Source organism: Phyllobacterium sp. UNC302MFCol5.2, assembly GCF_000686005.1.
GTDB classification, from domain to species: domain Bacteria; phylum Pseudomonadota; class Alphaproteobacteria; order Rhizobiales; family Rhizobiaceae; genus Phyllobacterium; species Phyllobacterium pellucidum.
Genome location: NZ_JMLL01000010.1, coordinates 513,271 through 535,026, shown reverse-complemented (window position 1 = coordinate 535,026; position 21,756 = coordinate 513,271). Strand labels below are relative to the sequence as shown.

At 59.5% G+C, this 21,756-nt stretch carries 23 protein-coding genes; 14 read left to right on the top strand and 9 right to left on the bottom strand.

Features of this window, described 5'->3' with window-relative positions:
* Window positions 1-40 precede the first annotated feature (40 nt).
* Entirely contained in the window at window positions 41-535 is a 495-nt protein-coding gene (gene msrB, locus BR48_RS0104550) for a peptide-methionine (R)-S-oxide reductase MsrB (protein WP_027230219.1), read from the top strand.
* Between the two features lie 20 nt (window positions 536-555).
* Window positions 556-1,245 carry a peptide-methionine (S)-S-oxide reductase MsrA gene (msrA, locus tag BR48_RS0104545; RefSeq protein ID WP_027230218.1) on the top strand — a complete coding sequence of 230 codons (690 nt, stop codon included), beginning with the start codon at window positions 556-558 and terminating at the stop codon, window positions 1,243-1,245.
* A 57-nt stretch (window positions 1,246-1,302) separates the two neighbouring features.
* On the opposite strand, the gene BR48_RS0104540 is transcribed toward msrA, so the two are convergent.
* Together BR48_RS0104540 and fumC are read right to left on the bottom strand one after the other, a co-directional pair.
* The gene (locus tag BR48_RS0104540; RefSeq protein WP_027230217.1) at window positions 1,303-1,698 is read right to left on the bottom strand and encodes a DoxX family protein; all 396 of its coding nucleotides are present in this window, start codon (window positions 1,696-1,698) and stop codon (window positions 1,303-1,305) included.
* Between the two features lie 106 nt (window positions 1,699-1,804).
* Window positions 1,805-3,193 carry a class II fumarate hydratase gene (fumC, locus tag BR48_RS0104535; RefSeq protein WP_027230216.1) on the bottom strand — a complete coding sequence of 463 codons (1,389 nt, stop codon included), beginning with the start codon at window positions 3,191-3,193 and terminating at the stop codon, window positions 1,805-1,807.
* Between the two features lie 151 nt (window positions 3,194-3,344).
* Between fumC and BR48_RS0104530 the strand changes: the two genes are divergently transcribed.
* From BR48_RS0104530 to BR48_RS0104520, 3 genes are all read left to right on the top strand, one after another.
* Window positions 3,345-4,121: a helix-turn-helix domain-containing protein gene (locus BR48_RS0104530; protein WP_197030330.1), complete on the top strand. Its 777-nt coding sequence runs from the start codon at window positions 3,345-3,347 to the stop codon at window positions 4,119-4,121.
* Window positions 4,122-4,192: 71 nt separating this feature from the next.
* Complete coding sequence (locus tag BR48_RS0104525; RefSeq protein WP_027230214.1) at window positions 4,193-4,603, top strand: SRPBCC family protein; 411 nt, start codon at window positions 4,193-4,195, stop codon at window positions 4,601-4,603.
* 5 nt (window positions 4,604-4,608) lie between these two features.
* Window positions 4,609-4,962 (top strand): VOC family protein, encoded by a 354-nt coding sequence (locus BR48_RS0104520; RefSeq protein WP_027230213.1) that lies wholly within the window; start codon window positions 4,609-4,611, stop codon window positions 4,960-4,962.
* Window positions 4,963-4,970: 8 nt separating this feature from the next.
* On the opposite strand, the gene BR48_RS0104515 is transcribed toward BR48_RS0104520, so the two are convergent.
* Window positions 4,971-5,648, bottom strand: a complete 678-nt coding sequence (locus BR48_RS0104515; RefSeq protein ID WP_027230212.1) for a glutathione S-transferase family protein — start codon at window positions 5,646-5,648, stop codon at window positions 4,971-4,973.
* Window positions 5,649-5,708: 60 nt separating this feature from the next.
* Window positions 5,709-6,269, bottom strand: coding sequence for an NADPH-dependent FMN reductase (locus BR48_RS0104510; protein ID WP_027230211.1), 561 nt, complete (start codon window positions 6,267-6,269; stop codon window positions 5,709-5,711).
* Between the two features lie 90 nt (window positions 6,270-6,359).
* On the opposite strand from BR48_RS0104510, the gene BR48_RS0104505 reads away from it, so the two are divergent.
* A complete protein-coding gene (locus BR48_RS0104505) occupies window positions 6,360-6,767 on the top strand; it encodes a helix-turn-helix domain-containing protein (RefSeq protein WP_027230210.1) in 408 nt (135 codons plus the stop codon).
* Between the two features lie 197 nt (window positions 6,768-6,964).
* Here BR48_RS0104505 and groL read toward each other — a convergent pair whose 3' ends face one another.
* The 4 genes from groL to BR48_RS0104485 form a co-directional block, all read right to left on the bottom strand.
* Window positions 6,965-8,608, bottom strand: coding sequence for a chaperonin GroEL (gene groL, locus BR48_RS0104500; RefSeq protein WP_027230209.1), 1,644 nt, complete (start codon window positions 8,606-8,608; stop codon window positions 6,965-6,967).
* Window positions 8,609-8,671: 63 nt separating this feature from the next.
* A complete protein-coding gene (gene groES, locus BR48_RS0104495; protein WP_027230208.1) occupies window positions 8,672-8,968 on the bottom strand; it encodes a co-chaperone GroES in 297 nt (98 codons plus the stop codon).
* Between the two features lie 295 nt (window positions 8,969-9,263).
* Window positions 9,264-9,575, bottom strand: coding sequence for a metalloregulator ArsR/SmtB family transcription factor (locus tag BR48_RS0104490; protein WP_027230207.1), 312 nt, complete (start codon window positions 9,573-9,575; stop codon window positions 9,264-9,266).
* Complete coding sequence (locus tag BR48_RS0104485) at window positions 9,572-10,546, bottom strand: cation diffusion facilitator family transporter (protein ID WP_245273346.1); 975 nt, start codon at window positions 10,544-10,546, stop codon at window positions 9,572-9,574. Before BR48_RS0104485 ends, BR48_RS0104490 begins: the two co-directional genes overlap by 4 nt.
* 287 nt (window positions 10,547-10,833) lie before the next feature.
* Between BR48_RS0104485 and BR48_RS0104480 the strand changes: the two genes are divergently transcribed.
* From BR48_RS0104480 to BR48_RS0104450, 7 genes are all read left to right on the top strand, one after another.
* On the top strand, window positions 10,834-11,682 hold the full coding sequence (locus tag BR48_RS0104480) for a TIGR01459 family HAD-type hydrolase (RefSeq protein ID WP_027230205.1): 849 nt from the start codon (window positions 10,834-10,836) through the stop codon (window positions 11,680-11,682).
* A gap of 9 nt (window positions 11,683-11,691) precedes the next feature.
* Window positions 11,692-12,672, top strand: coding sequence for a bifunctional riboflavin kinase/FAD synthetase (locus BR48_RS0104475; protein ID WP_027230204.1), 981 nt, complete (start codon window positions 11,692-11,694; stop codon window positions 12,670-12,672).
* Between the two features lie 48 nt (window positions 12,673-12,720).
* On the top strand, window positions 12,721-13,335 hold the full coding sequence (locus BR48_RS0104470) for a glutathione S-transferase (RefSeq protein WP_027230203.1): 615 nt from the start codon (window positions 12,721-12,723) through the stop codon (window positions 13,333-13,335).
* Window positions 13,336-13,445: 110 nt separating this feature from the next.
* Window positions 13,446-14,285, top strand: coding sequence for a MipA/OmpV family protein (locus BR48_RS0104465; RefSeq protein ID WP_027230202.1), 840 nt, complete (start codon window positions 13,446-13,448; stop codon window positions 14,283-14,285).
* A gap of 272 nt (window positions 14,286-14,557) precedes the next feature.
* Window positions 14,558-17,497, top strand: coding sequence for an isoleucine--tRNA ligase (ileS, locus tag BR48_RS0104460; protein WP_027230201.1), 2,940 nt, complete (start codon window positions 14,558-14,560; stop codon window positions 17,495-17,497).
* Window positions 17,498-17,686: 189 nt separating this feature from the next.
* Entirely contained in the window at window positions 17,687-18,355 is a 669-nt protein-coding gene (locus BR48_RS0104455; protein ID WP_027230200.1) for a hypothetical protein, read from the top strand.
* A 130-nt stretch (window positions 18,356-18,485) separates the two neighbouring features.
* Window positions 18,486-19,475, top strand: coding sequence for a DUF4105 domain-containing protein (locus BR48_RS0104450; RefSeq protein WP_027230199.1), 990 nt, complete (start codon window positions 18,486-18,488; stop codon window positions 19,473-19,475).
* 1 nt (window position 19,476) lies between these two features.
* Here BR48_RS0104450 and BR48_RS0104445 read toward each other — a convergent pair whose 3' ends face one another.
* Window positions 19,477-19,908: a nucleoside deaminase gene (locus tag BR48_RS0104445; RefSeq protein ID WP_027230198.1), complete on the bottom strand. Its 432-nt coding sequence runs from the start codon at window positions 19,906-19,908 to the stop codon at window positions 19,477-19,479.
* 97 nt (window positions 19,909-20,005) lie between these two features.
* On the opposite strand from BR48_RS0104445, the gene BR48_RS0104440 reads away from it, so the two are divergent.
* Window positions 20,006-21,754 carry a pseudouridine synthase gene (locus tag BR48_RS0104440; RefSeq protein WP_027230197.1) on the top strand — a complete coding sequence of 583 codons (1,749 nt, stop codon included), beginning with the start codon at window positions 20,006-20,008 and terminating at the stop codon, window positions 21,752-21,754.
* Window positions 21,755-21,756 lie beyond the last annotated feature (2 nt).

Genomic DNA, 21,756 nt, shown 5'->3' with positions numbered 1-21,756 from the left:
TACCGGACATCCTCGGTATCTTTATGCTGGGAGTTTTCTCATGATGACACGTCGAACGCTTTTTGGCGGTGCGCTTGCAGGGCTCGGCGCCCTCGTCGCGGCAAGGTTCGCAAATGCGCCCAAGGCCGTGGCAGCAGGCACATTCGAAGTCGAGCACAGCGACGCCGAATGGAAGAAGTTGCTGACGCCGGAGCAATATTACGTCTTGCGCCAGGAAGGCACGGAACGTCCGTTCACAAGCCCGCTCAATCACGAAAAGCGCAAGGGCACCTTCACCTGCGCCGGCTGCGACCTAGCTCTCTTCGCCTCCGACACCAAATTCGACAGCGGCACGGGCTGGCCAAGCTTCTGGACAGCGATGAAGGGCGCTGTCAACGAGACCAAGGACAGTTCGTTCGGCATGACGCGTACGGCCGTGGAGTGTCACCGTTGCGGCGGCCACCTCGGCCACGTCTTCGATGATGGCCCAAAGCCGACAGGGCTGCGCTATTGCATGAATGGGGTCGCACTCAACTTCAAACCGGTTGCTGCTTGAACGCGCAAAGGGATAAGACCATGAAACCATATCATTTTATGCTTGCTGCGGGCCTGTTGCTGTCACCCGGCTGCGCGCTTGCCGGTGAAGACGTCACCATGGTGCCGCCCCCGGCTGTCGACCAGACGGCATCGGCGAAGTCCGAATCCATTGTGCTTGCCGGTGGTTGCTTCTGGGGCGTGCAGGGGGTCTACCAGCACTTGAAAGGCGTAACGAGCGCCGTTTCCGGCTATGCCGGCGGCAAGAAGGAAACCGCCAGCTATGAAATCGTGAGCGGCGGCGATACCGGCCATGCCGAGTCGGTGGAAGTCACGTTCGACCCGAAGGTGGTCAGTCTCGGCAAGGTTCTGCAGGTCTATTTCTCCGTCGCGCATGACCCGACGCAATTGAACCGGCAGGGCCCGGATTCAGGGACCCAGTACCGCTCGGCGATCTTCACGACCAGCCCCGATCAGGAGAAGATAGCGAAGGCCTATGTCAGCCAGCTCGATAAGGCGAAGGCCTATCCGAAGCCGATCGTCACCAAGATTTCTGCGTTGGAAAAGTTCTATCCGGCCGAAGCCTATCACCAGGACTATGCGACGCTGCACCCTTCGCAGCCTTATATCGCGTATAATGACCTGCCGAAGATCGCGAACCTCGGCAAATACTTCCCCGGCGACTACCGGGAAAAACCGGTGCTCGTCGGCGAGGCGAAGCCGTCGAACTGATCGTCAAACAAGAAAAAGGCCGCTCGAAGCGGCCTTTTTAATCGATGCTGTATTTGATCAGCCGCGTTTTGCGTCGATCGACAGGGCGCCTGCGCCGCATGCAGCAAGCACGAAGAAGCCGCCGGCTACGCCGAGATTCTTCTGGAAGAACATCCACTGCACCATGCCGGCGTCGCCCGTCCAGTTCAGGTGGGCCGCAGCAGTTGCCGCGAGCGTGAAAATGCCAAGCGCCAGAGCAGCAATCCGCGTCTGGAAGCCAACGAGTACGGCAAGGCCGCCTAGAAGCTCAAGCAGCCCGACGAGCACCGCCACGATGGTCGGCGCCGGAAATCCGAGGCTGCCGAAATATCCGGCGGTGCCACCGATGGCAGTGAGCTTTCCATAGCCAGCCAGGATGAACATGAATGATAGCAGTATGCGACCTATAAGAATGAGTGCGCTGTTGTTCGCCATAGAAAGTCTCCAGGGTTTGTCGTGACAGGCCAATAGCTAGATTCGATTGTCAAACAAAGCCACTATTTTCTCGACAGATTGTTCACAATAGAATGATTTTCCGGGGTTACTCCGGCGATATCATTCGTTCGGGACGCACGAGGCGATCATAGTCCTCGGCCGAGACGCCGCTGGCGAGTGCTTCTTCGCGCAACGTCGTTCCGTTCTTGTGGGCTGTCTTTGCGATCTTGGCTGCATTGTCATAACCAATGGCAGGGGCAAGCGCCGTAACCAGCATGAGCGAACGATCGAGCAGATCCTTGATCCGAACCTCGTCGGCCTCGATGCCGTCCACGCAATTATCTGCGAAGGATACCATGGCGTCGGAGAGAATGCGGATCGACTGGAGCACGTTGAGCGCCACTACGGGCTTGTAGACGTTGAGCTCAAAATGGCCCTGGCTGGCTGCGATGGTAACCGAGGTATTGTTGCCGAACACTTGCGTCGCAACCATGGTCAGGGCTTCGGCCTGGGTCGGATTGACCTTGCCCGGCATGATCGATGAACCCGGTTCATTTTCCGGAAGCTTCAGTTCGCCGAGGCCCGAACGTGGGCCCGAGCCGAGGAAGCGAATGTCGTTGGCCATCTTGAAGAGATCGGTCGCCAGGGAATTGAGGCTGCCGTGGAAGTTCGTAAGAGCGCCATGGCTCGCCAGTGCTTCGAACTTGTTCGGTGCCGTCTTGAACGGCAGGCCGGTAATGTCCGATACGGCCTCGGCGAAAGCCGTATCAAATCCCACCGGGGCGTTCAGTCCCGTTCCGACCGCGGTACCGCCCTGGGCAAGAAGGAAAATATCGGCAAGGCTCTGCTCGATGCGCTTGCGCGCATACTCGAGTGCGGCGCGATAACCGGAGAACTCCTGCCCGAGGGTGACAGGTGTCGCATCCTGCGTGTGGGTGCGTCCGATCTTGATGATGTCGGCGAAGGCCTTTTCCTTCTTGAGTACCGCCTCCGTCAAGTGGGTGAGCGCCGGAAACAGCCGATGCGTGGCTTCAATTGCGGTCGCGATATGAATTGCCGTCGGGAAAGTATCGTTCGACGACTGGCTCATATTGACGTGGTCGTTCGGATGGACCGGCTTCTTCGATCCCATTGTGCCGCCGAGCATTTCGATGGCGCGGTTGGAAATGACCTCGTTGGCATTCATGTTCGACTGCGTGCCTGAGCCGGTTTGCCAAACGACGAGCGGGAAATGATCGTCGAGCTTGCCTTCGATGACTTCCTCGGCGGCAACGGTGATCGCGCGGCCGATGACTTCATCGATCTTCCCGAGGGAGAGATTGGTTTCGGCTGCTGCGCGCTTGACGATACCGAGCGCCCGCACCAGCGGAATGGGCATTCTTTCGCCACCGATCTTGAAATTGTGCAGCGAACGTTCCGTCTGCGCGCCCCAATACCTGTCGGCTGCAACGTCGATTGGGCCAAAAGTATCTGTTTCCGTACGGGTAGAACTCATCGTTTCATTTTCCTGGTGGGAGTTGGCAAGAGCACTACTGCGAAGCTCCCGGAGAGGCAAGGTTTGGCGATGGAATGTTGGTCTGGATTTCGCCCGGCTTTCGGATAAAATCGATTAAGCGCTTATGATCAATCAACATTGGCGATGCGGCGTGAGACAGTCAGGCAACGAATCCATCCCAGCGCATTCAGCCGGGCGCTACCGCGAGTTCTCGCCGACGGCCGAGTTGCGGCCGCATTTCCTCTGCGCGTGGAACCACGAGGGTATCGGCGAATTGGCGGCGACCGTGGCGGTCTTTCCCGATGGTTGTGTCGACATATTGTGGTCGGAAGGCAAACTGACGATTGCGGGTCCCGACACGGCCCCACATATCGTCGATGGTTCCCTGGCCAATATCGTCGGCATCCGCTTTGCTCCAGGCGCTGCGAGCAAATGGCTTGGCATTCCAATGTCCGAACTCGTCAATCAGCGTGTTGACTTGTCCGAGCTATGGGGTGCGCGCGCCGAGGCTCTCGCCGAAAAACTTGTCGTAGCGAAAACCATCGGGGACGCGACGGAACGGCTCCAGTCTGCCTTGTCGGACATCGCTCCATCAATTGCATCGCCCGACAGGGCCATGGTTGCCGCCTTCGACACGCTCAAGCGCTCGAAAGATATTGTGGCTATTGCCGAATTGGCGACAATGCTCAATGTGAGCGAGCGCACCTTGCGCCGGCAGTTCCTGCACAATTTCGGATATGGGCCAAAGACGCTGGAGCGCATCCTGCGTTTCCAGAAATTCTTGAAGCTCGGCCGGCGCGATCCGGGAAGCGGCATCGGTGCTCTGGCGTTCGACGCGAACTATGCCGATCAGGCACATTTGAGCCGCGAGGCAAAATCCCTGTCAGGTCTTTCGCCCTCGGCGCTCCTGCAGCATCTCGCGGCATAAGTGGCCGTTTTGTTCAAGACAGAAAGTCGTTAGGCGCATAAGCTTGCCGTACGCGATGTGGGAGTACAACCATGGCTACACATGAAGCAAGGACCCTTCAAATTTCAATCGGACGCAATTGGCAGGATGTTTATGACTACGTCAGCGTTGCGGAAAATCTGCCGCAATGGGCATCCGGCCTGACATCCGCCTTGCAGAAATCCGGTGATGAATGGCTGGCCGATGGGCCGGCGGGCAAACTTCGATTGCGCTTTGCGCCGAAGAACGAAGTCGGGGTTCTCGATCATTGGGTGGTTATGGAGACCGGGGACGAGGTCTATATCCCTATGCGGGTGGTGCCCAACGGCGACGAGAGCGAACTCATATTTACGCTTTTTCGCGTGCCGGGCATGGATGACGAAAAATTCAACGCAGATGCGGCCTGGGTCAAGCGTGATCTTCAGGCGCTGAAGGACCTGCTCGAAGCGCAACTTATAGGATGAGGACGATGGCCAGTTCAGGCAAAGACAAATGTATCGACTATGTCGAATTCAATGTCAGCGATATTGGCGCGGCGCGCAGCTTCTATGGCGACGCGTTCGGATGGACATTCACGGACTATGGTCCGAGCTATTGCGAGTTTTCCGACGGGCATCTCAAGGGCGGCTTCACCACCGAAGGCAAACCGCGTCCCGGCGGCGCGCTGATCATTCTTTTCGCCGATGATCTTCAAGGCACGCTCAAACAGGTCGAAAAAGCCGGTGGCAAGATCACCAAGCCGGTATTTACCTTTCCCGGAGGCCGGCGCTTTCACTTCGCCGACCCGGACGGATACGAGCTTGCCGTCTGGTCGGATAAATAGCCGACAGTTCAGCGCGCCAGCGTCAGCATGTACGCTTCATATTTTTGCAGGAAGGCGTGCAGTAGCTGCGGATATTCCGGCGTTACCGCCTCGCGAACGCTTGGATGCGCTGCGAGTGCTTCGCGCCATGCCCGCACCTTCGGGTAGTCGGTGAAAATGCCGAGTTCTACGATCTCGTCGAATGTATCGAAGTAGCGGAAAATCGGGGCGTAAACCGCATCGACTAGGCTGAAGCCAGCGCCCGCAAAGACGGGACCGTCGCCAAGAACCTCTTCGACGCGGCCGAACTTTTCAGTGATCGCCTTGCGCTTCTCTTCGAAAACCGCAGCGTCCTTCGTTGTCTCCAGCGCCCAGAGGTCGGAAAGGATCGATGAACCAAATTCCATCCAGCCGCGATGGCGTGCCCGCGTCAGCGCGTCGTCGGGATGAAGTTTCGGCCCCGGCTGCGATTCGTCGATATATTCAGCAATGACAGAACTCTCGAAGAGAATCGCCTCGCCGCCATCCGCCTGGGGGACGCGCAGAAGCGGCACCTTGCCGAGCGGCGATATTTTCAGGAACCAATCTGGTTTCGCTGCAAGGTCGATATAGATCTTTTCAAAGGGCACGCCCTTTTCAGCGAGCGCGATTGCAGCACGCTGGACATACGGGCACAGCAGATGGCTGATCAGAACGAGCGACGCCATGACGATGATCCTCCGGATTTGCCGGCTGGGCGATCGCGTTTCGACCGCCCAGCCCAGCGATCAGGCCGCGCGAGCGGTCTTCAAGGCGTTGGCCCACCAGACGAGCTGGTCGAGCTGGCTTGTGGCTGCTTCATTGAGATGCGGGTAGTCGCCGAGCTTCTTCTCGCCCTTGACGGCGCTCAGATACTCGGAATAGGCGATGTGAACGCCGGTCTTTACCGAAGCCGATCCCATTTCGACGAAGATGAGGCGCAGATGCTCGATGGCGCGCGCGCCGCCGACGCCACCATAACCGACAAAGGCGACCGGCTTCTGGATGAAATCGCCAAGGTCGATAGCGTTCTTAAGGACGGCCGTCGGGCCGTGGTTGTATTCGGCAACCGTGAAAACATAGCCATCGAATTCGCGCAGCTTCTTCTTCCAGCGTTCGGCGGTCTCGTTCTGGGCGTCGCTGGTGCGCTCTTCGCCGAAGAAATTCATGGGATAGTCAAGCAGATCGATAATTTCGACCTCGACATCTCCCCGCTGTGCAGCGACGTCGGCAATCCATTTGGCGGGAAATTCGGCGAAACGGCCGATACGGGTGCTGCCGACAATAACGGCGATCTTGGCTTTTGACATAAAAAAATCCTTCGTCTTGGGGGGATGGTAACTAATAGTGCCCGGCGCTATATAAGTGACTGTTCGAAACCCCCGCAAGGAGGCACTTTTGTGAAACCAGATCACTTTCAGGTAACCTCGGCATGCACTGCGGTTAATCACATTCTGGCGCGCGTCGGCGATAAATGGACGGTTCTCGTTGTCAATTATCTCGGCAATAAATCGATGCGCTTCAATGAGTTAAAGCGGACCATCAATGGTATCTCGCAAAAGATGCTGACGAGCACGCTGCGCGGACTCGAGCGCGATGGTTTCGTGACCCGTACGGTTTACCCGACGATCCCGCCACGCGTCGACTACGAACTTACCGATCTCGGCCGCGACCTTCTGGTGCCCGTCCGCGCGCTAGGCGACTGGGCGATCCGCAACGAACAGCGCGTCGCCGAAGCACGCGCGCGGTTCGACGCCGTCCACGAAGGTTCGGAGCAAAAGCAGCTCTTCTCCCATGCGGCTGAGTGAAGAAAGTTCAACGCGAACTGCGCCGACACTGCCCCGATAGAAGGATTCTCTCAGCGTCTTTAAACTTGGATGAAGGCGCTCTGCCACGAGTGCGGCGGACGAACGAGCCGCCGAGCGGAAATTGAAGAACACGCAAGTCAAAACAAAAAAGGCGGGTCGAAACCCGCCTTTTCCGTATGTCGCTGGATGAGGACTTCTTAGAAGTCCATGCCTCCCATGCCGCCCATGCCGCCGCCCGGCATTGCCGGAGCAGCCGAGTCTTTCTTCGGCGCTTCAGCAATCATGGCTTCGGTGGTGACGAGAAGGCCGGCAACCGAAGCTGCGTCCTGGAGAGCCGTACGAACGACCTTGACCGGATCGACGATACCGAGCGTGATCAGATCGCCATACTCGCCATTGGCCGCGTTGTAGCCGTAGGTGTCCTTCTTGTTCTCAAGGATCTTGCCGACAACGATCGAAGCTTCATCGCCTGCGTTCGTTGCGATCTGGCGGGCAGGAGCCTGCAGAGCACGGCGAACGATGTTGATGCCAGCGTCCTGATCGGCATTGGCGCCCTTGATCGTAAGAGCAGCCGAAGCGCGAAGCAGGGCGACGCCGCCGCCAGGAACGATGCCTTCTTCAACAGCCGCACGGGTTGCATTGAGGGCGTCGTCGACGCGGTCCTTCTTTTCCTTCACTTCGACTTCCGTCGCACCGCCGACGCGGATGACGGCAACACCGCCAGCGAGCTTGGCAAGGCGTTCCTGCAGCTTCTCGCGGTCATAGTCGGAAGTGGTCTCTTCGATCTGCTGCTTGATCTGGCCGACGCGAGCGTTGATTTCGCCCTTCTTGCCATTGCCGTCGACGATCGTGGTGTTTTCCTTGGTGATCGACACCTTCTTGGCGCGGCCGAGCATGTCGAGCGTAACGCTTTCGAGCTTGATGCCGAGGTCTTCGGAAATAACCTGACCACCGGTGAGGATCGCGATGTCTTCGAGCATGGCCTTGCGGCGATCGCCGAAGCCAGGAGCCTTGACAGCAGCAATCTTCAGGCCGCCGCGCAGCTTGTTGACGACGAGCGTTGCAAGCGCTTCGCCTTCGACGTCTTCGGAGATGATGACGAGGGGCTTCGAGGTCTGGACGACAGCTTCGAGAACCGGCAGGAGAGCCTGGAGGTTCGAGAGCTTCTTCTCGTGGAGAAGGATGTATGCGTCCTCGAGGTCAGCAACCATCTTTTCCGGGTTGGTGACGAAGTACGGCGAAAGGTAGCCGCGGTCGAACTGCATGCCTTCTACGACTTCGAGTTCGGTCTCGGCGGTCTTGGCTTCCTCGACGGTGATGACACCTTCGTTGCCGACCTTCTGCATCGCCTTGGCGATCATTTCACCGATTTCGGATTCGCCATTGGCAGAGATCGTGCCGACCTGGGCAACTTCTTCCGAGGTCTTGATCTTCTTGGCCTTCTTGACGAGGTCCTTGACGACTTCGGCAACAGCAAGGTCGATGCCGCGCTTCAGATCCATCGGGTTCATGCCGGCTGCAACGGCCTTGCCGCCTTCCTGAACGATGGCCTGGGCGAGAACGGTAGCGGTCGTGGTGCCGTCGCCGGCAATGTCGTTCGTCTTCGAAGCGACTTCACGGACCATCTGCGCGCCCATGTTTTCGAACTTGTCTTCGAGTTCGATTTCCTTGGCAACAGTGACGCCGTCCTTGGTGATGCGCGGTGCGCCGAAGGACTTGTCGATGACAACGTTACGACCCTTCGGGCCGAGCGTTACCTTAACTGCATCGGCAAGGATGTTGACGCCGCGCAGCATGCGCTCGCGCGCATCACGGCTGAATTTTACTTCTTTGGCTGCCATTTTATCTCTCCTGGGACTAAACCCGGTTTGATCTAAATTCGTTGATTGCGGGATGCGCGGCGATTAGCCGAGAATGCCCAGAATGTCGGATTCCTTCATGATCAGCAGGTCTTCGCCGCCGATCTTGACTTCCGTACCCGACCACTTGCCGAACAGGATCAGATCGCCTGCCTTGACATCGAGCGGTACGAGCTTGCCGGCTTCGTCACGAGCGCCGGTGCCTACGGCGATGACTTCGCCTTCCTGCGGCTTTTCCTTGGCAGTATCCGGAATGATGATGCCGCCAGCGGTCTTTGCTTCGGATTCGACGCGGCGTACGACGACGCGGTCATGAAGCGGGCGGAACTTGGTCTTGGCCATGGTTAGAACCCTTGATGTTGGTGTCAAAACGATGACGCGAATGGCAGCGCCATTCGCGGTATTAGCACTCGCTTGGGGTGAGTGCTAACTGCGGCCGGAGATAGTGGGATCGGTTTGAAGAGTCAAGGGAAAGCATCATTTAAAATGGCCTGGAGAGGCGATGCTTGGAAGCCGGGCCCATCTACAAACCGCTTTATGGCATATTCATGTGAAATGCGAATGACGTGACGACAGAATTCACACAATGCTGCAAGTCGGCGTGGGCGATCGGGCGGAAACACGCGCCCCAACCGCATCAATCCTCGGCGCTTTCTTCGCCCACGTGATGCGTCATGTCGACGAGCATGTCGCTGACGTGCTTGTCGGCCAGTTCGTAGAAGATCTGTTTTGCCTGCCGGTTGCCGCGCACGAGCCGGGCGCCGCGCAAGAGCCGCAGATGATGGCTGACCAGCGATTGCGATAGGTCGAGGCTCGTGGCGATATCTCCGACTGAGCGCGGCGCTTCGAGGCAGAACAGGAGTATGCGCAGCCGCGTCGGATCACCAAGGAGACGAAAGGTTTCGGCAAGAACCGTGAGTTCAGGGGGGAGAGGAGGGGTTGAGCTCAATGTTTGTGTCCCTCATGTCCGTGTTCGTGCGCGGCATGATCATGACCACTGTGATCATGATCCGCCTCGTCGTGGGCATGGCCGGAATGGTCGTGCTCGTGCCCTTGCTGGAGATCATCGCCAAGGCAGCAATCGTCCGTCGCTGTATCCTCCGGCCAGTCGATGGCAATCGTTGAGTGCGATATCTCGAACTTCTTCATGAGTTCGGCTTCGACCTGTTTCACCAGAAGCCGCGGATTGGTATCCGGAGCAGGGCGCACATGCAGCGTTGCCAGCGGCTTGCCCGAGGTGATCATCCAGACGTGGACATGGCGGACGGCGGCAAGTCCCGGAACCGTCTGCTTCAGATACTGCTCGATGGCTTCAGGTGCGGCATTGTCTGGCGCGCCTTCGAGCAGGATATGCAACGAGTTGCGCAGGAGCGCCCAGGCGCTGCGCAGGATCAAAATGGACACGAAGACAGAGAGTATCGGGTCGATTGGCGTCCATCCGGTATAGTAGATCACGATCGCGGCAACGATCGTGCCGACGGAGCCCAGCAGATCGCCCAGTACGTGCAGCACCGCTCCCTTGATGTTGACCTGCTCGGTATCGCCGCCGCGTGTCAGGATCCAGAAAACCAGCATGTTTATTAAAAGGCCGACTGTGGCGACGATAAACATGGGACCGGCCAGGACTTCGCCGGGATTGCGGAAGCGCTCGATGGCCTCGTACGTTATCCATATGAGAATGGCGAACAGCGTGACGGCGTTGATAAGCCCGGCAATGACCTCGAAGCGCATATAGCCGAAAGTACGCTTTTCGTCGGCGGCGCGCCGGCCGAAACGGAAGGCGAAGTAGGCCAGTGACAGCGCCACCACATCGGTGAACATATGGCCGGCATCGGCAATCAGCGCCAGCGAGCCTGCCATGAGGCCGCCCACGATCTCGACGATCATGAATGAAAAAGTTATTGCAAGTGCAATGAGCATTTTCGTCTCGTTGCCCGCAGTGACTTTAGGCGTGTGGTCGTGGCCGGCATGGGGGTCTGACATTGTGAAGCCTATAGCAAACATATCGACACGTGTTCATATATCGATAGTTCCGAAATCGAGGCGTGTCAACCGCGCGGTCTATCCTTCGTCGATCTGCCGCAATTGGGATTCTGGTTCGTTTTCAAACATAACCGGCGTGACAGGTCAGGCACGATCCGCTAATCGAGACAGTCTCAAGACTCTCGTCGCATAGTATTTTGCCTGAAGGGACCGGCATGACCGACATGATACATTTGCAGCGCCTCGACGTATTGATGGATCGCTACGACGTACTGCTGTGTGATGTCTGGGGCGTCCTGCACAATGGCGTCGATTCCTTCGCACCCGCCTCGGCGGCCTTGCAAAGGGCCCGTCAGGCCGGCCTGACGGTGGTTCTCATCACCAATGCGCCGCGCCCCTTTGCCGGCGTAGCGGAGCAGATTCATGCGCTTGGCGTGCCGGAATCGGCCTATGACCGGATCGTCACATCGGGCGACGTCACCCGCGAATTGATCCGCAACGCGCCGCGCCGTGTGTTTCATCTCGGGCCGGAGCGCGACGAAACCCTCTATGACGGCATCGACGTGGAACTGGTCGAGGAGCGCGAAGCCGATGTCGTCGTCTGCACGGGTTTCTTCGATGACGATACGGAAACGCCGGAAGACTATGCCGACATGCTGGTGCGCTTCCGCTCGCGCAACCTGCCGTTCATCTGCGCCAATCCGGATATCGTCGTCGAGCGCGGCGATCGCCTCATCTGGTGCGCCGGGGCGCTTGCTCGCGATTACGGGCAGCTTGGCGGCCGCACGCTCATCGCAGGAAAGCCGCATCGCCCGATCTACGAGGCGGCGGTTGCCGCGGCGGAAGACGTGCGCGGCACCCCTGTCGAACGTTCGCGGGTACTTGCCATCGGTGACGGCATGCTGACGGATATCAAGGGCGCCGATCTTTTCGGCATCGATGTTCTCTATATCTCCGGCGGTATTCATGCCGGCGATTATGTGATGGGCGGTGTCCATGACCTTGAGAAGCTTCTGGCGTTCCTCGCAAAGCACGGAAGCAATCCCGTTGCGACGATGCCCGCCCTGGCGTGAGACAAAGATATGCCGATCCTGCGTCTGAACGATCCGTCTCATTTGCCCGATGAACTGAAGGGCGCCATTGTCGCCATCGGCAATTTCGACGGCGTGCACCGTGGGCACCAGGCCGTTCTGGGCCGGGCGCTGGAGACCGCACGCGCCGAGGGCAAGCCATCGCTGGTATTGACCTTCGAGCCGCACCCGCGCAGCGTTTTCGTGCCGGACCAGCCGGTGGACCGGTTGACACCCGCCGCCGAGAAGGCATCGATCCTCGAAGCGCTGGGATTCGATGCGGTGGTCGAATGCAATTTTACCCGCGAATTCTCGCAATTGACGGCGGATGTCTTTGTGGACCGCATTCTCGTTGATGGCCTTGGCGCAACCCGTATCGTCGCCGGCTTCGATTTTCATTTCGGCAAGGGCCGTCAGGGTGGCCCGGCGTTCCTGATGGCAGCGGGCGAAGAACGTGGCTTCCACGTCACGCTCGTCGATGCCTTCCGTGACGAGGGGGGCCATGCGATCTCGTCAAGCCGCATTCGCGATCTGTTTGGCGCAGGTGAAGTGGTCGAGGCGGCCGGGCTCCTTGGCTACCGGCACCGCATTCGCGCCACGGTCGTCGGCGGCAAGCAACTGGGGCGCACGATCGGCTTTCCGACCGCCAACATGGTGCTTCCGCCCGAGACCCATTTGAAGCACGGAATTTATGCGGTGCGCTTCCGCCGGGCCGACGGTACGCTTCTTGACGGCGTCGCCAGCTTTGGCCGCAGGCCGACCGTCGATACGGATGGCGAGCCGCTGCTTGAAACATATGTGTTCGATTTCAGCGACGATCTTTACGGCGAAACCTGCGCCGTCTCTTTCTTCGGCTATCTGCGCGGCGAGGAAAAATTTGACGGTCTCGAGCCGATGATGCAGCAGATCCGGCGCGACGAAGAGGAAGCGCGTGCGCTGCTTCAAGGTGTCAAGCCGCTGTCGCCGCTGGACCAGAGGATCAATTTTGACTGAGTAAGATGGGCGCTTTGCCTATGATCTGACAATAACGGGAGCGATGGAATGAGACTGATTGGAATGCTGGATTCGCCCTATGTGCGGCGGGTGGCAATTTCACTGAAAATGCTGAACCTGCCATTTTCCCATGAGTCCCTGTCGGTTTTCCGAACCTTCGAGGCGTTTTCGAAGATCAATCCCGTCGTGAAAGCACCGTCGCTCGTGACGGATGAAGGCGTCGTCCTGATGGATTCGTGCCTGATCCTCGAATATGCCGAGCGCATTGCAGAACCCGCGCTGGGGCTGACACCGGCGGAAATTACGCATTTTACGCGCTCGCAGCGGATCATCGGCCTCGCGCTCGCCGCCTGCGAAAAGAGCGTCCAGATCGTCTACGAGCACGATCTGCGGCCTTCGGAAAAGCGGCATCAGCCCTGGCTTGATCGCGTGCATGGCCAGCTTGCCGATGCGTATCGTTTGCTGGAAGCCGAAGTGCAGCAGGCGGACCCATGGATCTTCGCAGATCGGCCGCTCCAGGCGGATATTACGAGTGCCGTTGCCTATCGGTTTACCCGTGAGATGCTGCCGGACGTGATCGCGGCCGGCGAATATCCGGCACTTGCCGCCCTCTCGGAAAAATCCGAGGCGTCGGAGGCATTTCTTGCCTTTCCATTCAGTTGACGCCAGTGTGGTAAATTGTTTACCACGTTGCTCAATGCAATTTTATCTATCACTCGATTAGTTTTGACGCGTACGCTTGCCACCCCCCAGACAGGCCCCGGAGTTATTTCATGTCTATTCGCCTTGTTAGCGCTCTCGCGAGCGCGATAGTCCTTTCCGTTGCAGCACCAGCTTTTGCCGATGAATATTATTCCGACAACCAGACCCAGAGCTCGCGCGGCGACCATTGGTGGTCCGGCGATTGGTACATCACGCTCGGTGCCAAGGGTTTCGTCGCTCCGGATTATGAAGGCGCGAAAAATTACAAGTTCCGTGCCGCGCCGGTCATCTCGATCGGCCGTCCCGGCAGTTCGCTCAAGTTTTCTTCGCTCAACGACAACCCGTCCCTTGGCTTTATCGACACGGGTGTGTTCCGCGCCGGCATTACCGGCAAGCTCATTACCGGTCGCGATTCCAGCGACTATGATGAACTCAAGGGTCTCAACGATGTCGACTGGGGCGTCGAACTCGGCGGTTTCGCCGAATTCTATCCGACCGAGAATGTTCGTGGCCGCGTTGAGGTCCGCCGCGGCATCGGCGCGCATGACGGTGTCGTCGCCGATTTCGCCATCGACGCCTTCAAGAACCTGACGGACACGGTCCGCGTTTCAGCCGGTCCCCGTGCAACGGTGGCGACCAAGGACTATTTCAGGGAATATTACGGCGTAAACGCTAGCGAATCCGCTGCATCCGGCCTTCGCCAGTATTCACCGGGCGGCGGTTTGAATTCGCTCGGCTTCGGCGGCCAGATCACCTGGCAGACGACCGACAAGATCACCACCAGCGCCTATGCCGAATATAACCGCTTGATGGGCCCAGCGGCCGATTCGAGCATCGTCAAGCAACGCGGGTCGGAAAATCAGGCGACCTTCGGCCTGCAGGCGACCTATCGCTTCGACTTCAAGCTTTAGCATTGCGCGAGGCATCCGCGAAGATAATCGCGCATGCCTCTTTATTCTGCGGGCGGTGATTGCTAAAAGCGCGGTCATGAAAAGCGATCGCCGGTCCTGCGCAAGGTCCATACCTGTTCAGACGATACGAATTACTGGCCCGGCCTTCCCGCGGACCTGAAGCGTGAGCTTCGTGGTGCGGAAGGTCCGGGATAGCGCCGTTGCGCTTCAATGTTTTTCATGAAATCCCTGCCTGCGGCGATCACGCGCGGGCCCTTGTACAAGCTGGAAAAATGACCGACACCGCCACGACACTCGATTATTCGAAGACACTTTATCTGCCGCAAACGGATTTCCCGATGCGCGCGGGCCTGCCCGCCAAGGAACCGGAATTCGTCAAGCGCTGGCAGGATCTCGATCTTTACCGGAAGCTGCGCGAAGACGCGAAGGATCGCCCGCGCTATGTCCTGCACGATGGCCCGCCCTACGCCAACGGCAATATCCATATCGGCCACGCGCTCAACAAGATCCTCAAGGATGTCATCACCCGCTCGTTCCAGATGCGCGGTTTCGATTCCAATTACGTTCCAGGATGGGACTGCCACGGCCTGCCGATCGAATGGAAGATCGAGGAACAATATCGCGCCAAGGGCAAGAACAAGGACGATGTGCCGATCAACGAATTCCGCCAGGAATGCCGCGAGTTCGCAACGCACTGGATCAAGGTGCAGTCCGGCGAATTCAAGCGGCTCGGCATCGAAGGCGATTTCGACAATCCCTATACGACGATGGCCTTCCATGCGGAAAGCCGCATCGCCGGCGAGTTGTTGAAGTTCGCCATGTCGGGCCAGCTCTACCGTGGTTCCAAGCCGGTCATGTGGTCGGTGGTCGAGCGCACCGCGCTCGCCGAGGCCGAGGTCGAATACCAGGATATCGAGAGCGATATGATCTGGGCGAAATTTCCAGTGAGAATGATTGCTCGGACCGGTGAGAAAATGGATGGTGAACTGCTTAGCGCGTCCGTCGTCATCTGGACGACGACGCCCTGGACGATCCCCGGCAACCGCGCCGTCGCCTATTCGCCGCGTGTCGCCTACGGTCTTTTCGAGGTCGAGACGGCGGAAAATGATTTTGGCCCGCGCCCCGGCGAAAAGCTGATCTTTGCAGATGCGCTCGCCGAAGAATCGGCTGCGAAAGCCAAACTGACCTTCAAGCGGCTGCGCACGGTTACGGCGGATGAACTTGCGGCAATGACGCTTGCCCATCCGCTCCATGGTTTTAGCGGTGGTTATGATTTCGCCGTGCCCTTGTTGCCTGGCGACCACGTCACCGATGATGCAGGTACAGGCTTCGTGCACACGGCGCCGAGCCATGGGCGCGAGGACTTTGATGCCTGGATGGACGCCGGTCGCGATCTCGAAGCGCGCGGGATCTCGTCGGTGATCCCGTTCACCGTCGACGACGCAGGCTACTATACCAAGGATGCGCCGGGTTTCGGTCCCGATCGCGAAGGCGGTGCTGCCCGCGTCATTGACGACAACGGCAAGAAGGGCGACGCCAACAAGGTCGTCATTGAAGAACTCATCGCGCGCAACGCACTTTTTGCGCGCGGCCGGCTCAAGCACAGCTATCCGCACTCCTGGCGCTCAAAGAAGCCGGTGATCTTCCGCAACACGCCGCAATGGTTCGTCTACATGGACAAGGACCTCGGCGACCACACGACCCTGCGCTCGCGCGCGCTTGCGGCAATCGACGAGACGCGCTTCGTTCCGGCAGGCGGTCAGAACCGCCTGCGCGCCATGATCGAGGATCGTCCCGATTGGGTACTGTCGCGCCAGCGCGCCTGGGGCGTGCCGATCTGCGTCTTTGCCGATGAAAATGGCAATGTCCTCAAGGACGACGCCGTCAATGCCCGTATTCTTGCCGCGTTCGAGGAAGAGGGCGCTGATGCCTGGTTTGCCAAAGGCGCGCGCGAGCGATTCCTCGGCGAAAAGGCGAACGAGCCGTGGACGCAGGTAACCGACATTCTCGATGTCTGGTTCGACTCGGGTTCCACCCATGTCTTCACGCTTGAAGATCGCCCCGATTTGAAGTGGCCTGCCGACGTCTATCTCGAAGGTTCGGATCAGCACCGCGGCTGGTTCCACTCGTCGCTGCTCGAAAGCTGCGGCACGCGCGGCCGTGCGCCTTACAGTACGCTCGTCACCCATGGCTTCACCATGGACGAGGAGGGCCGCAAGATGTCGAAGTCCCTCGGCAATACGGTCACGCCGCAGGACGTGATCAAGGATTCGGGCGCCGACATCCTGCGCCTCTGGGTCATGACGACGGACTACTGGGAAGATCAGCGTCTCGGCAAGAACATCATCCAGACCAACATCGATGCCTATCGCAAGTTGCGCAACACGATCCGCTGGATGCTGGGTACCCTGGCTCATGATGAGGGCGATGAGGTTCCCTATGCCGATATGCCGGAACTCGAGAAGCTGATGTTGCACCGTCTTGCCGAACTCGATGAGGTCGTGCGTGCCGGCTATGACGGTTTCGAGTTCAAGCGCATCACCCGCGCGCTGATCGATTTCATGAATGTGGAACTGTCGGCCTTCTATTTCGATATCCGCAAGGACGCGCTCTATTGCGACGCGCCCTCGAGCGTCCGCCGCAAGGCAGCGCTGCAGGTCGTGAGGCACCTTTTCGATCGCATCGTTACCTGGCTCGCACCAATGCTGCCTTTCACCATGGAGGAGGCCTGGCTCGACCTGCACAAGGATGCCGTTTCGGTGCATCTGGAACAGTTCCGCCCGACGCCAGCCGAATGGAGAAATGACGAGCTTGCCGCCAAATGGCGCAAGGTCAAGGATGTGCGCCGCGTCGTCACGGGTGCGCTCGAACTCGAACGCGCCGACAAGCGGATCGGCTCGTCGCTTGAAGCCGCTCCTATTGTTTATATCGCCGACGCGGAACTGCTGGCGGCGGTCAAGGATATCGACATGGCCGAGATCTGCATCACCAGCGCGATCACGATCAAGGGTGAAGCCGGACCCGCCGATGCGTTCGTCACGGATGACGTCAAGGGCGTCGCAGTTGTCCCTGAGCGCGCGACGGGCACCAAATGCGCGCGGTCATGGCGTTATACCCATGATGTCGGTTCCGATTCGGCCTATCCCGACGTTTCGGCCCGCGACGCGGCGGCGCTGCACGAATTGGCCCGGCTCGGAAAGCTCGTTGCCTGATGTATAGAATGGCGGGGAGACAAGTTTTCCCCGCCGTTGATTTGCTTGAGAATCCTGTTGGCTTGCTAAATACAACCGGTCTCATATAAAAGGCTGCCATTGAACTGCCTGATTTCTAAGGCAGGGCATTGATCAAGCAAAATTGATTGGCAGATATGCTGCCCGGCTTATCTCTGGAAAGTTGCAAGGATGAATTTGAACGGACGCATAACGGTTCTTGGTGCAATGGTCGGCGCGCTTGCGCTTGGCGGCTGCGTCTCGTCACCAACCTATGGTACGGACAAGTCCGCCGGCACCCAGCTGCTTGACGACGTCGCCAACATGGCCGCCTTGGGTCCCAAGAAGAGCAACCAGATTGCCTACAATCCGCGTCCGGAACTCGTTCGCCCGGCGACCGGCAAGCCAATGCAATTGCCCGCCCCGCAGGATGCGGTCGAGACCGCCGGAAATCCGGCCTGGCCGGAATCGCCCGAGCAGCGGCGCAAGCGCATCCGCGACACTGCGACGGCCAACCAGAACAACGCCGAGTTCGTGCCGGAAGTAGCCCCCGATCCGGTCACGTCCAAGTCTGCGAGCAACAGGACCGAATACGGGTTCTTCAACGACAAGGTCCCGGCCAACCAGGGCAACAAGACCGATGTCGGCGCAGATTTCCGCGCCCGCAAGATGGCGTCAACCGCCGGATCGCCGACGAACCGCCGCTATCTGAGCGAGCCGCCGCTGGAATATCGTCAGCCCGCGGCAACCGCCGCCGCCGATCAGCTCGGCGAAGACGAGGCCAAGAAAGAGCGCGAGCGTAAGGCCGCGGCCCGCAAGAGCAAGGGTTTCAGCTGGAGCAACCTCATCCCCTGGAACTGACGCGTTCGCACGCGTGCCCGCGCCCAAAACGTTCATACTGCTGCAATAGTTTGCTGAAACGGTGGATGCTTCGATCCGCCGTTTTCGTTTATAAGGGATCCATCGCCTCTCCAGTCGAGGACCGTAACAATTGTTCATCCTGCGATTTCTTGGGTTAGTTCTTCTTATCCTTCTGACATTTCTGGCATTTCTCTGGGGCGGGCTGGCCCTCTGGTATCAGCTGCCCCTTGGTATTGCAGCAACCATCGGCTGCTTGATCCTGTGGGTGACCATCGCCTTCGCCGTGCTTTGGCTGGAATTCAAGGGCCGTGTCTGGCGCGCGCTCATCGTCCTGATCCCGATCATGATCGGGCTCGGCTACTGGTGGGGTGCGATCAAGCCGTCGCTCACCCGGATCTGGGCGGATGATGTTGCCCAGACGGTGACGGGCACGCTCACCGGCAATTATGTGACGCTTTCAAATGTGCGCAACTTCGAATGGCGCACCACGACCGACTACACACCGCGCTGGGAGGTGCGCACCTATGCGCTGGACGATCTTGCGACCGTCGATATTTTTCTTTCCTATTGGTCGAACCCGGCGATCGCCCACACTTTGGTGAGCTTCGGTTTCAACAATGGCGAGCACGTGGTGTTCTCGGCCGAAATCCGCAAGGAGCGCCATGAGGAGTTCTCGGAGATCGGCGGCTTCTTCAAGCAGTTCGAGCTGGCGATGATTGCAGCGGACGAGCGTGACATCATTCGCCTGCGCACCAATGTGCGCAAGGAAGACGTCTACCGCTACCAGGTCAACCTCAGTCCGGAAACGCGCCAGGCGCTGTTCCTGTCCTATCTCGACAGCGCCAACCATCTGGCGACGACGGCGAAGTTCTACAATACGATCACCGCCAATTGCACGACGGTGATCTTCAGCATGGCACGGGCGATCGCGCCCGGAATTCCTCTCGACTATCGCATTGTCTTTTCCGGTTATCTGCCGGGTTACCTTTATGACCTTGGCGCGATCGACCGTTCCAAGCCGTTGGACCAAGTCATCCGTGAAGCGTCGATCAATCAGCGCGCCATGGCCGCCGATAGTGCGCCAGATTTTTCGGCAAGGATCAGGCTGCCCGCGAACTAGGCTAGAGCCGCTTGGTGCGGAAGAACGCCTTCAGCATGTCTTCGGCTTCCTGTTCCCGGAAACCTGGATAGACTTCGGGAACATGCAAGCAGGTCGGCTGGGCATAGAACCGTGCGCCATTTTCGACGCCGCCGCCCTTGATGTCCTGCGCGCCATAGTAAAGGCGCCTGATGCGGGCAAAGGAAATTGCCGCCGCACACATCGTGCACGGTTCCAGTGTCACATAGAGATCGCAGCCGGTAAGCCGTTCGTTGCTCAAGGCGCGGCAGGCCTCGCGGATGACCAGCATCTCTGCATGTGCTGTCGGATCGTTGAGCTCGCGCGTGCGATTGCCGGCGCTTGCGAGGATCGCGCCATCCTTGACGATGACCGCGCCGATAGGAACTTCGCCGCGCATCTCGGCGCTTTTCGCTTCGGTGAGTGCCAGGCCCATCGGGTCAGTTTTTTGCGTCACGCCGCCCCGCAATCCAGAATTTGCTCGCAAGCCAACCTCATAGCTGGTAGTGAGCCCTGCTGAAAGGCTTAACTCCATGACAAGTTCAAATGACAATGACAAGGGCGGCAAACGCCCCTTTGCAAAGCGCAGCTTCGACAAGAAGCCCGCGGGTTCGTCCCGTGGCGGGCGCCCCGCGCCGCGCAAATTCGACGATGCCGCGGCTGTAGCGGAAGAGGGCGAGCGTATCGCCAAACGCTTGGCACGTGCCGGCATAGCCTCGCGCCGCGAAGCCGAGACGATGATTGCCGCCGGCCGCGTATCCGTCAACGGACGGCGTCTCGACAGCCCCGCGATCAATGTAAAGCGCAGCGACCGCATTGAAGTGGATGGCAAGCCGCTGCCGGAAAAGGAGCGGACGCGCCTCTGGCTCTATCACAAGCCTGCCGGCCTGGTTACGACCAATCGCGATCCGGAAGGTCGCCAGACCGTTTTTGAATCGCTGCCGAAAGATATGCCGCGCGTTCTTTCCGTTGGGCGTCTCGATATCAATACCGAAGGGCTGCTGCTGCTGACCAATGATGGCGGTCTGTCGCGTGCGCTCGAATTGCCGTCGACCGGCTGGCTGCGCCGCTACCGCGTGCGCGCCCACGGCTCGATCACGCAAGCAAAGCTCGACGGCCTGAAGGACGGAATTGCCGTCGATGGCGTTTTCTATGGCGCGATCGAAGCAACGCTTGAACGCGAACAGGGCTCGAACGTGTGGATCATGGTCGGGCTGCGCGAAGGCAAGAACCGCGAAGTCAAGAATGTGCTCGGTGCCCTCGGTCTGTCGGTGAACCGGCTTATCCGCATTTCCTATGGCCCGTTCCAGCTTGGCGACCTTCCGGAAGGTGCCGTGCGAGAGATGAACGGCCGCACGCTGCGCGATCAGCTCGGTGAACGGCTCATCGAGGAATCCGGGGCCGATTTCGATGCGCCGATCATCAACGTTTTCTCCAACGATGCTGTAAAGGGTGAATTGGCGCAGCCCGTTAGCGATGCGCGCGAGCGCCCGACGCGCGGCTCTTCCGAGTGGATATCGAGCGCGCCAGTCGCCAAACGGCGGCCGCCGCGCAAGACCGCCGACGAAAAGCGCGAGGAATCCTTGTCACGCCTGACGACCGATCGCAGCGAGCGGCCGGCCCGCCCCCCACGCGACGAAGACCGCAAGCCACGCCCGCCGCGTGCAGCAGGGCCGAAGCCCGGCCGCGGCGCTAAAGAGGAAGAAATCCCGGCGCGCTCCGGCCGTACCGCCAATGTCTGGATGGCGCCCGGCGCACGCCCGCTCGGCAAGCCCAAGGCACGAACGGAAGAGAAGCGCGGCGAAAGCCGCAGCGACAGGCCCCAGCGATCGAATGAAGGCGCGCCGCGCGCACGCAGCGATCGCCCGCGCGAAGAACGCTCGTTCGGCAGCCGACCGGGCGGTGAGGAAAAGCGCCGGCCATATTCGCCCCGGCCATTTGCGAATGACGATCAGGGCGCGGAGAAGCCGAAGCGCGCATTAGGTGCTGGCCGGACCGAGGGCGAACGCCCCGCGCGGCCACCCCGTGCCGGCAAGCGCGAACGTGCCGAGATGAAAGAGCGCGAGCAGCGCGGCGACCAGTCATTTCAGTCGGAGCGGCCCGCCCGCGCCGATCGGCCCTATGGCGCGAGCGGCAAGCCCGCACGCGGCCCCGCAAAGTCCGGCGATCGTCCCTACAGCGGAGGCAAGCCGCGCGGCGATGCACCGGGTGGCGGCGGGCGTCGCGGGCCGGGCGGTCCGGGTGGTTCGCGTCCGCCGCGTGGCAACAAGCCGCGGGGCTGATC

Bases quoted from the DNA above. Each gene is read 5' to 3' on its own strand.
- msrB (WP_027230219.1), top strand. From the start codon at position 41: ATGATGACACGTCGAACGCTTTTTGGCGGTGCGCTTGCAGGGCTCGGC.
- msrA (WP_027230218.1), top strand. From the start codon at position 556: ATGAAACCATATCATTTTATGCTTGCTGCGGGCCTGTTGCTGTCACCC.
- BR48_RS0104540 (WP_027230217.1), bottom strand. From the start codon at position 1,698: ATGGCGAACAACAGCGCACTCATTCTTATAGGTCGCATACTGCTATCA.
- fumC (WP_027230216.1), bottom strand. From the start codon at position 3,193: ATGAGTTCTACCCGTACGGAAACAGATACTTTTGGCCCAATCGACGTT.
- BR48_RS0104525 (WP_027230214.1), top strand. From the start codon at position 4,193: ATGGCTACACATGAAGCAAGGACCCTTCAAATTTCAATCGGACGCAAT.
- BR48_RS0104520 (WP_027230213.1), top strand. From the start codon at position 4,609: ATGGCCAGTTCAGGCAAAGACAAATGTATCGACTATGTCGAATTCAAT.
- BR48_RS0104515 (WP_027230212.1), bottom strand. From the start codon at position 5,648: ATGGCGTCGCTCGTTCTGATCAGCCATCTGCTGTGCCCGTATGTCCAG.
- BR48_RS0104510 (WP_027230211.1), bottom strand. From the start codon at position 6,269: ATGTCAAAAGCCAAGATCGCCGTTATTGTCGGCAGCACCCGTATCGGC.
- groL (WP_027230209.1), bottom strand. From the start codon at position 8,608: ATGGCAGCCAAAGAAGTAAAATTCAGCCGTGATGCGCGCGAGCGCATG.
- groES (WP_027230208.1), bottom strand. From the start codon at position 8,968: ATGGCCAAGACCAAGTTCCGCCCGCTTCATGACCGCGTCGTCGTACGC.
- BR48_RS0104485 (WP_245273346.1), bottom strand. From the start codon at position 10,546: ATGCTCATTGCACTTGCAATAACTTTTTCATTCATGATCGTCGAGATC.
- BR48_RS0104480 (WP_027230205.1), top strand. From the start codon at position 10,834: ATGATACATTTGCAGCGCCTCGACGTATTGATGGATCGCTACGACGTA.
- BR48_RS0104475 (WP_027230204.1), top strand. From the start codon at position 11,692: ATGCCGATCCTGCGTCTGAACGATCCGTCTCATTTGCCCGATGAACTG.
- BR48_RS0104470 (WP_027230203.1), top strand. From the start codon at position 12,721: ATGAGACTGATTGGAATGCTGGATTCGCCCTATGTGCGGCGGGTGGCA.
- BR48_RS0104465 (WP_027230202.1), top strand. From the start codon at position 13,446: ATGTCTATTCGCCTTGTTAGCGCTCTCGCGAGCGCGATAGTCCTTTCC.
- ileS (WP_027230201.1), top strand. From the start codon at position 14,558: ATGACCGACACCGCCACGACACTCGATTATTCGAAGACACTTTATCTG.
- BR48_RS0104455 (WP_027230200.1), top strand. From the start codon at position 17,687: ATGAATTTGAACGGACGCATAACGGTTCTTGGTGCAATGGTCGGCGCG.
- BR48_RS0104445 (WP_027230198.1), bottom strand. From the start codon at position 19,908: ATGGGCCTGGCACTCACCGAAGCGAAAAGCGCCGAGATGCGCGGCGAA.
- BR48_RS0104440 (WP_027230197.1), top strand. From the start codon at position 20,006: ATGACAAGTTCAAATGACAATGACAAGGGCGGCAAACGCCCCTTTGCA.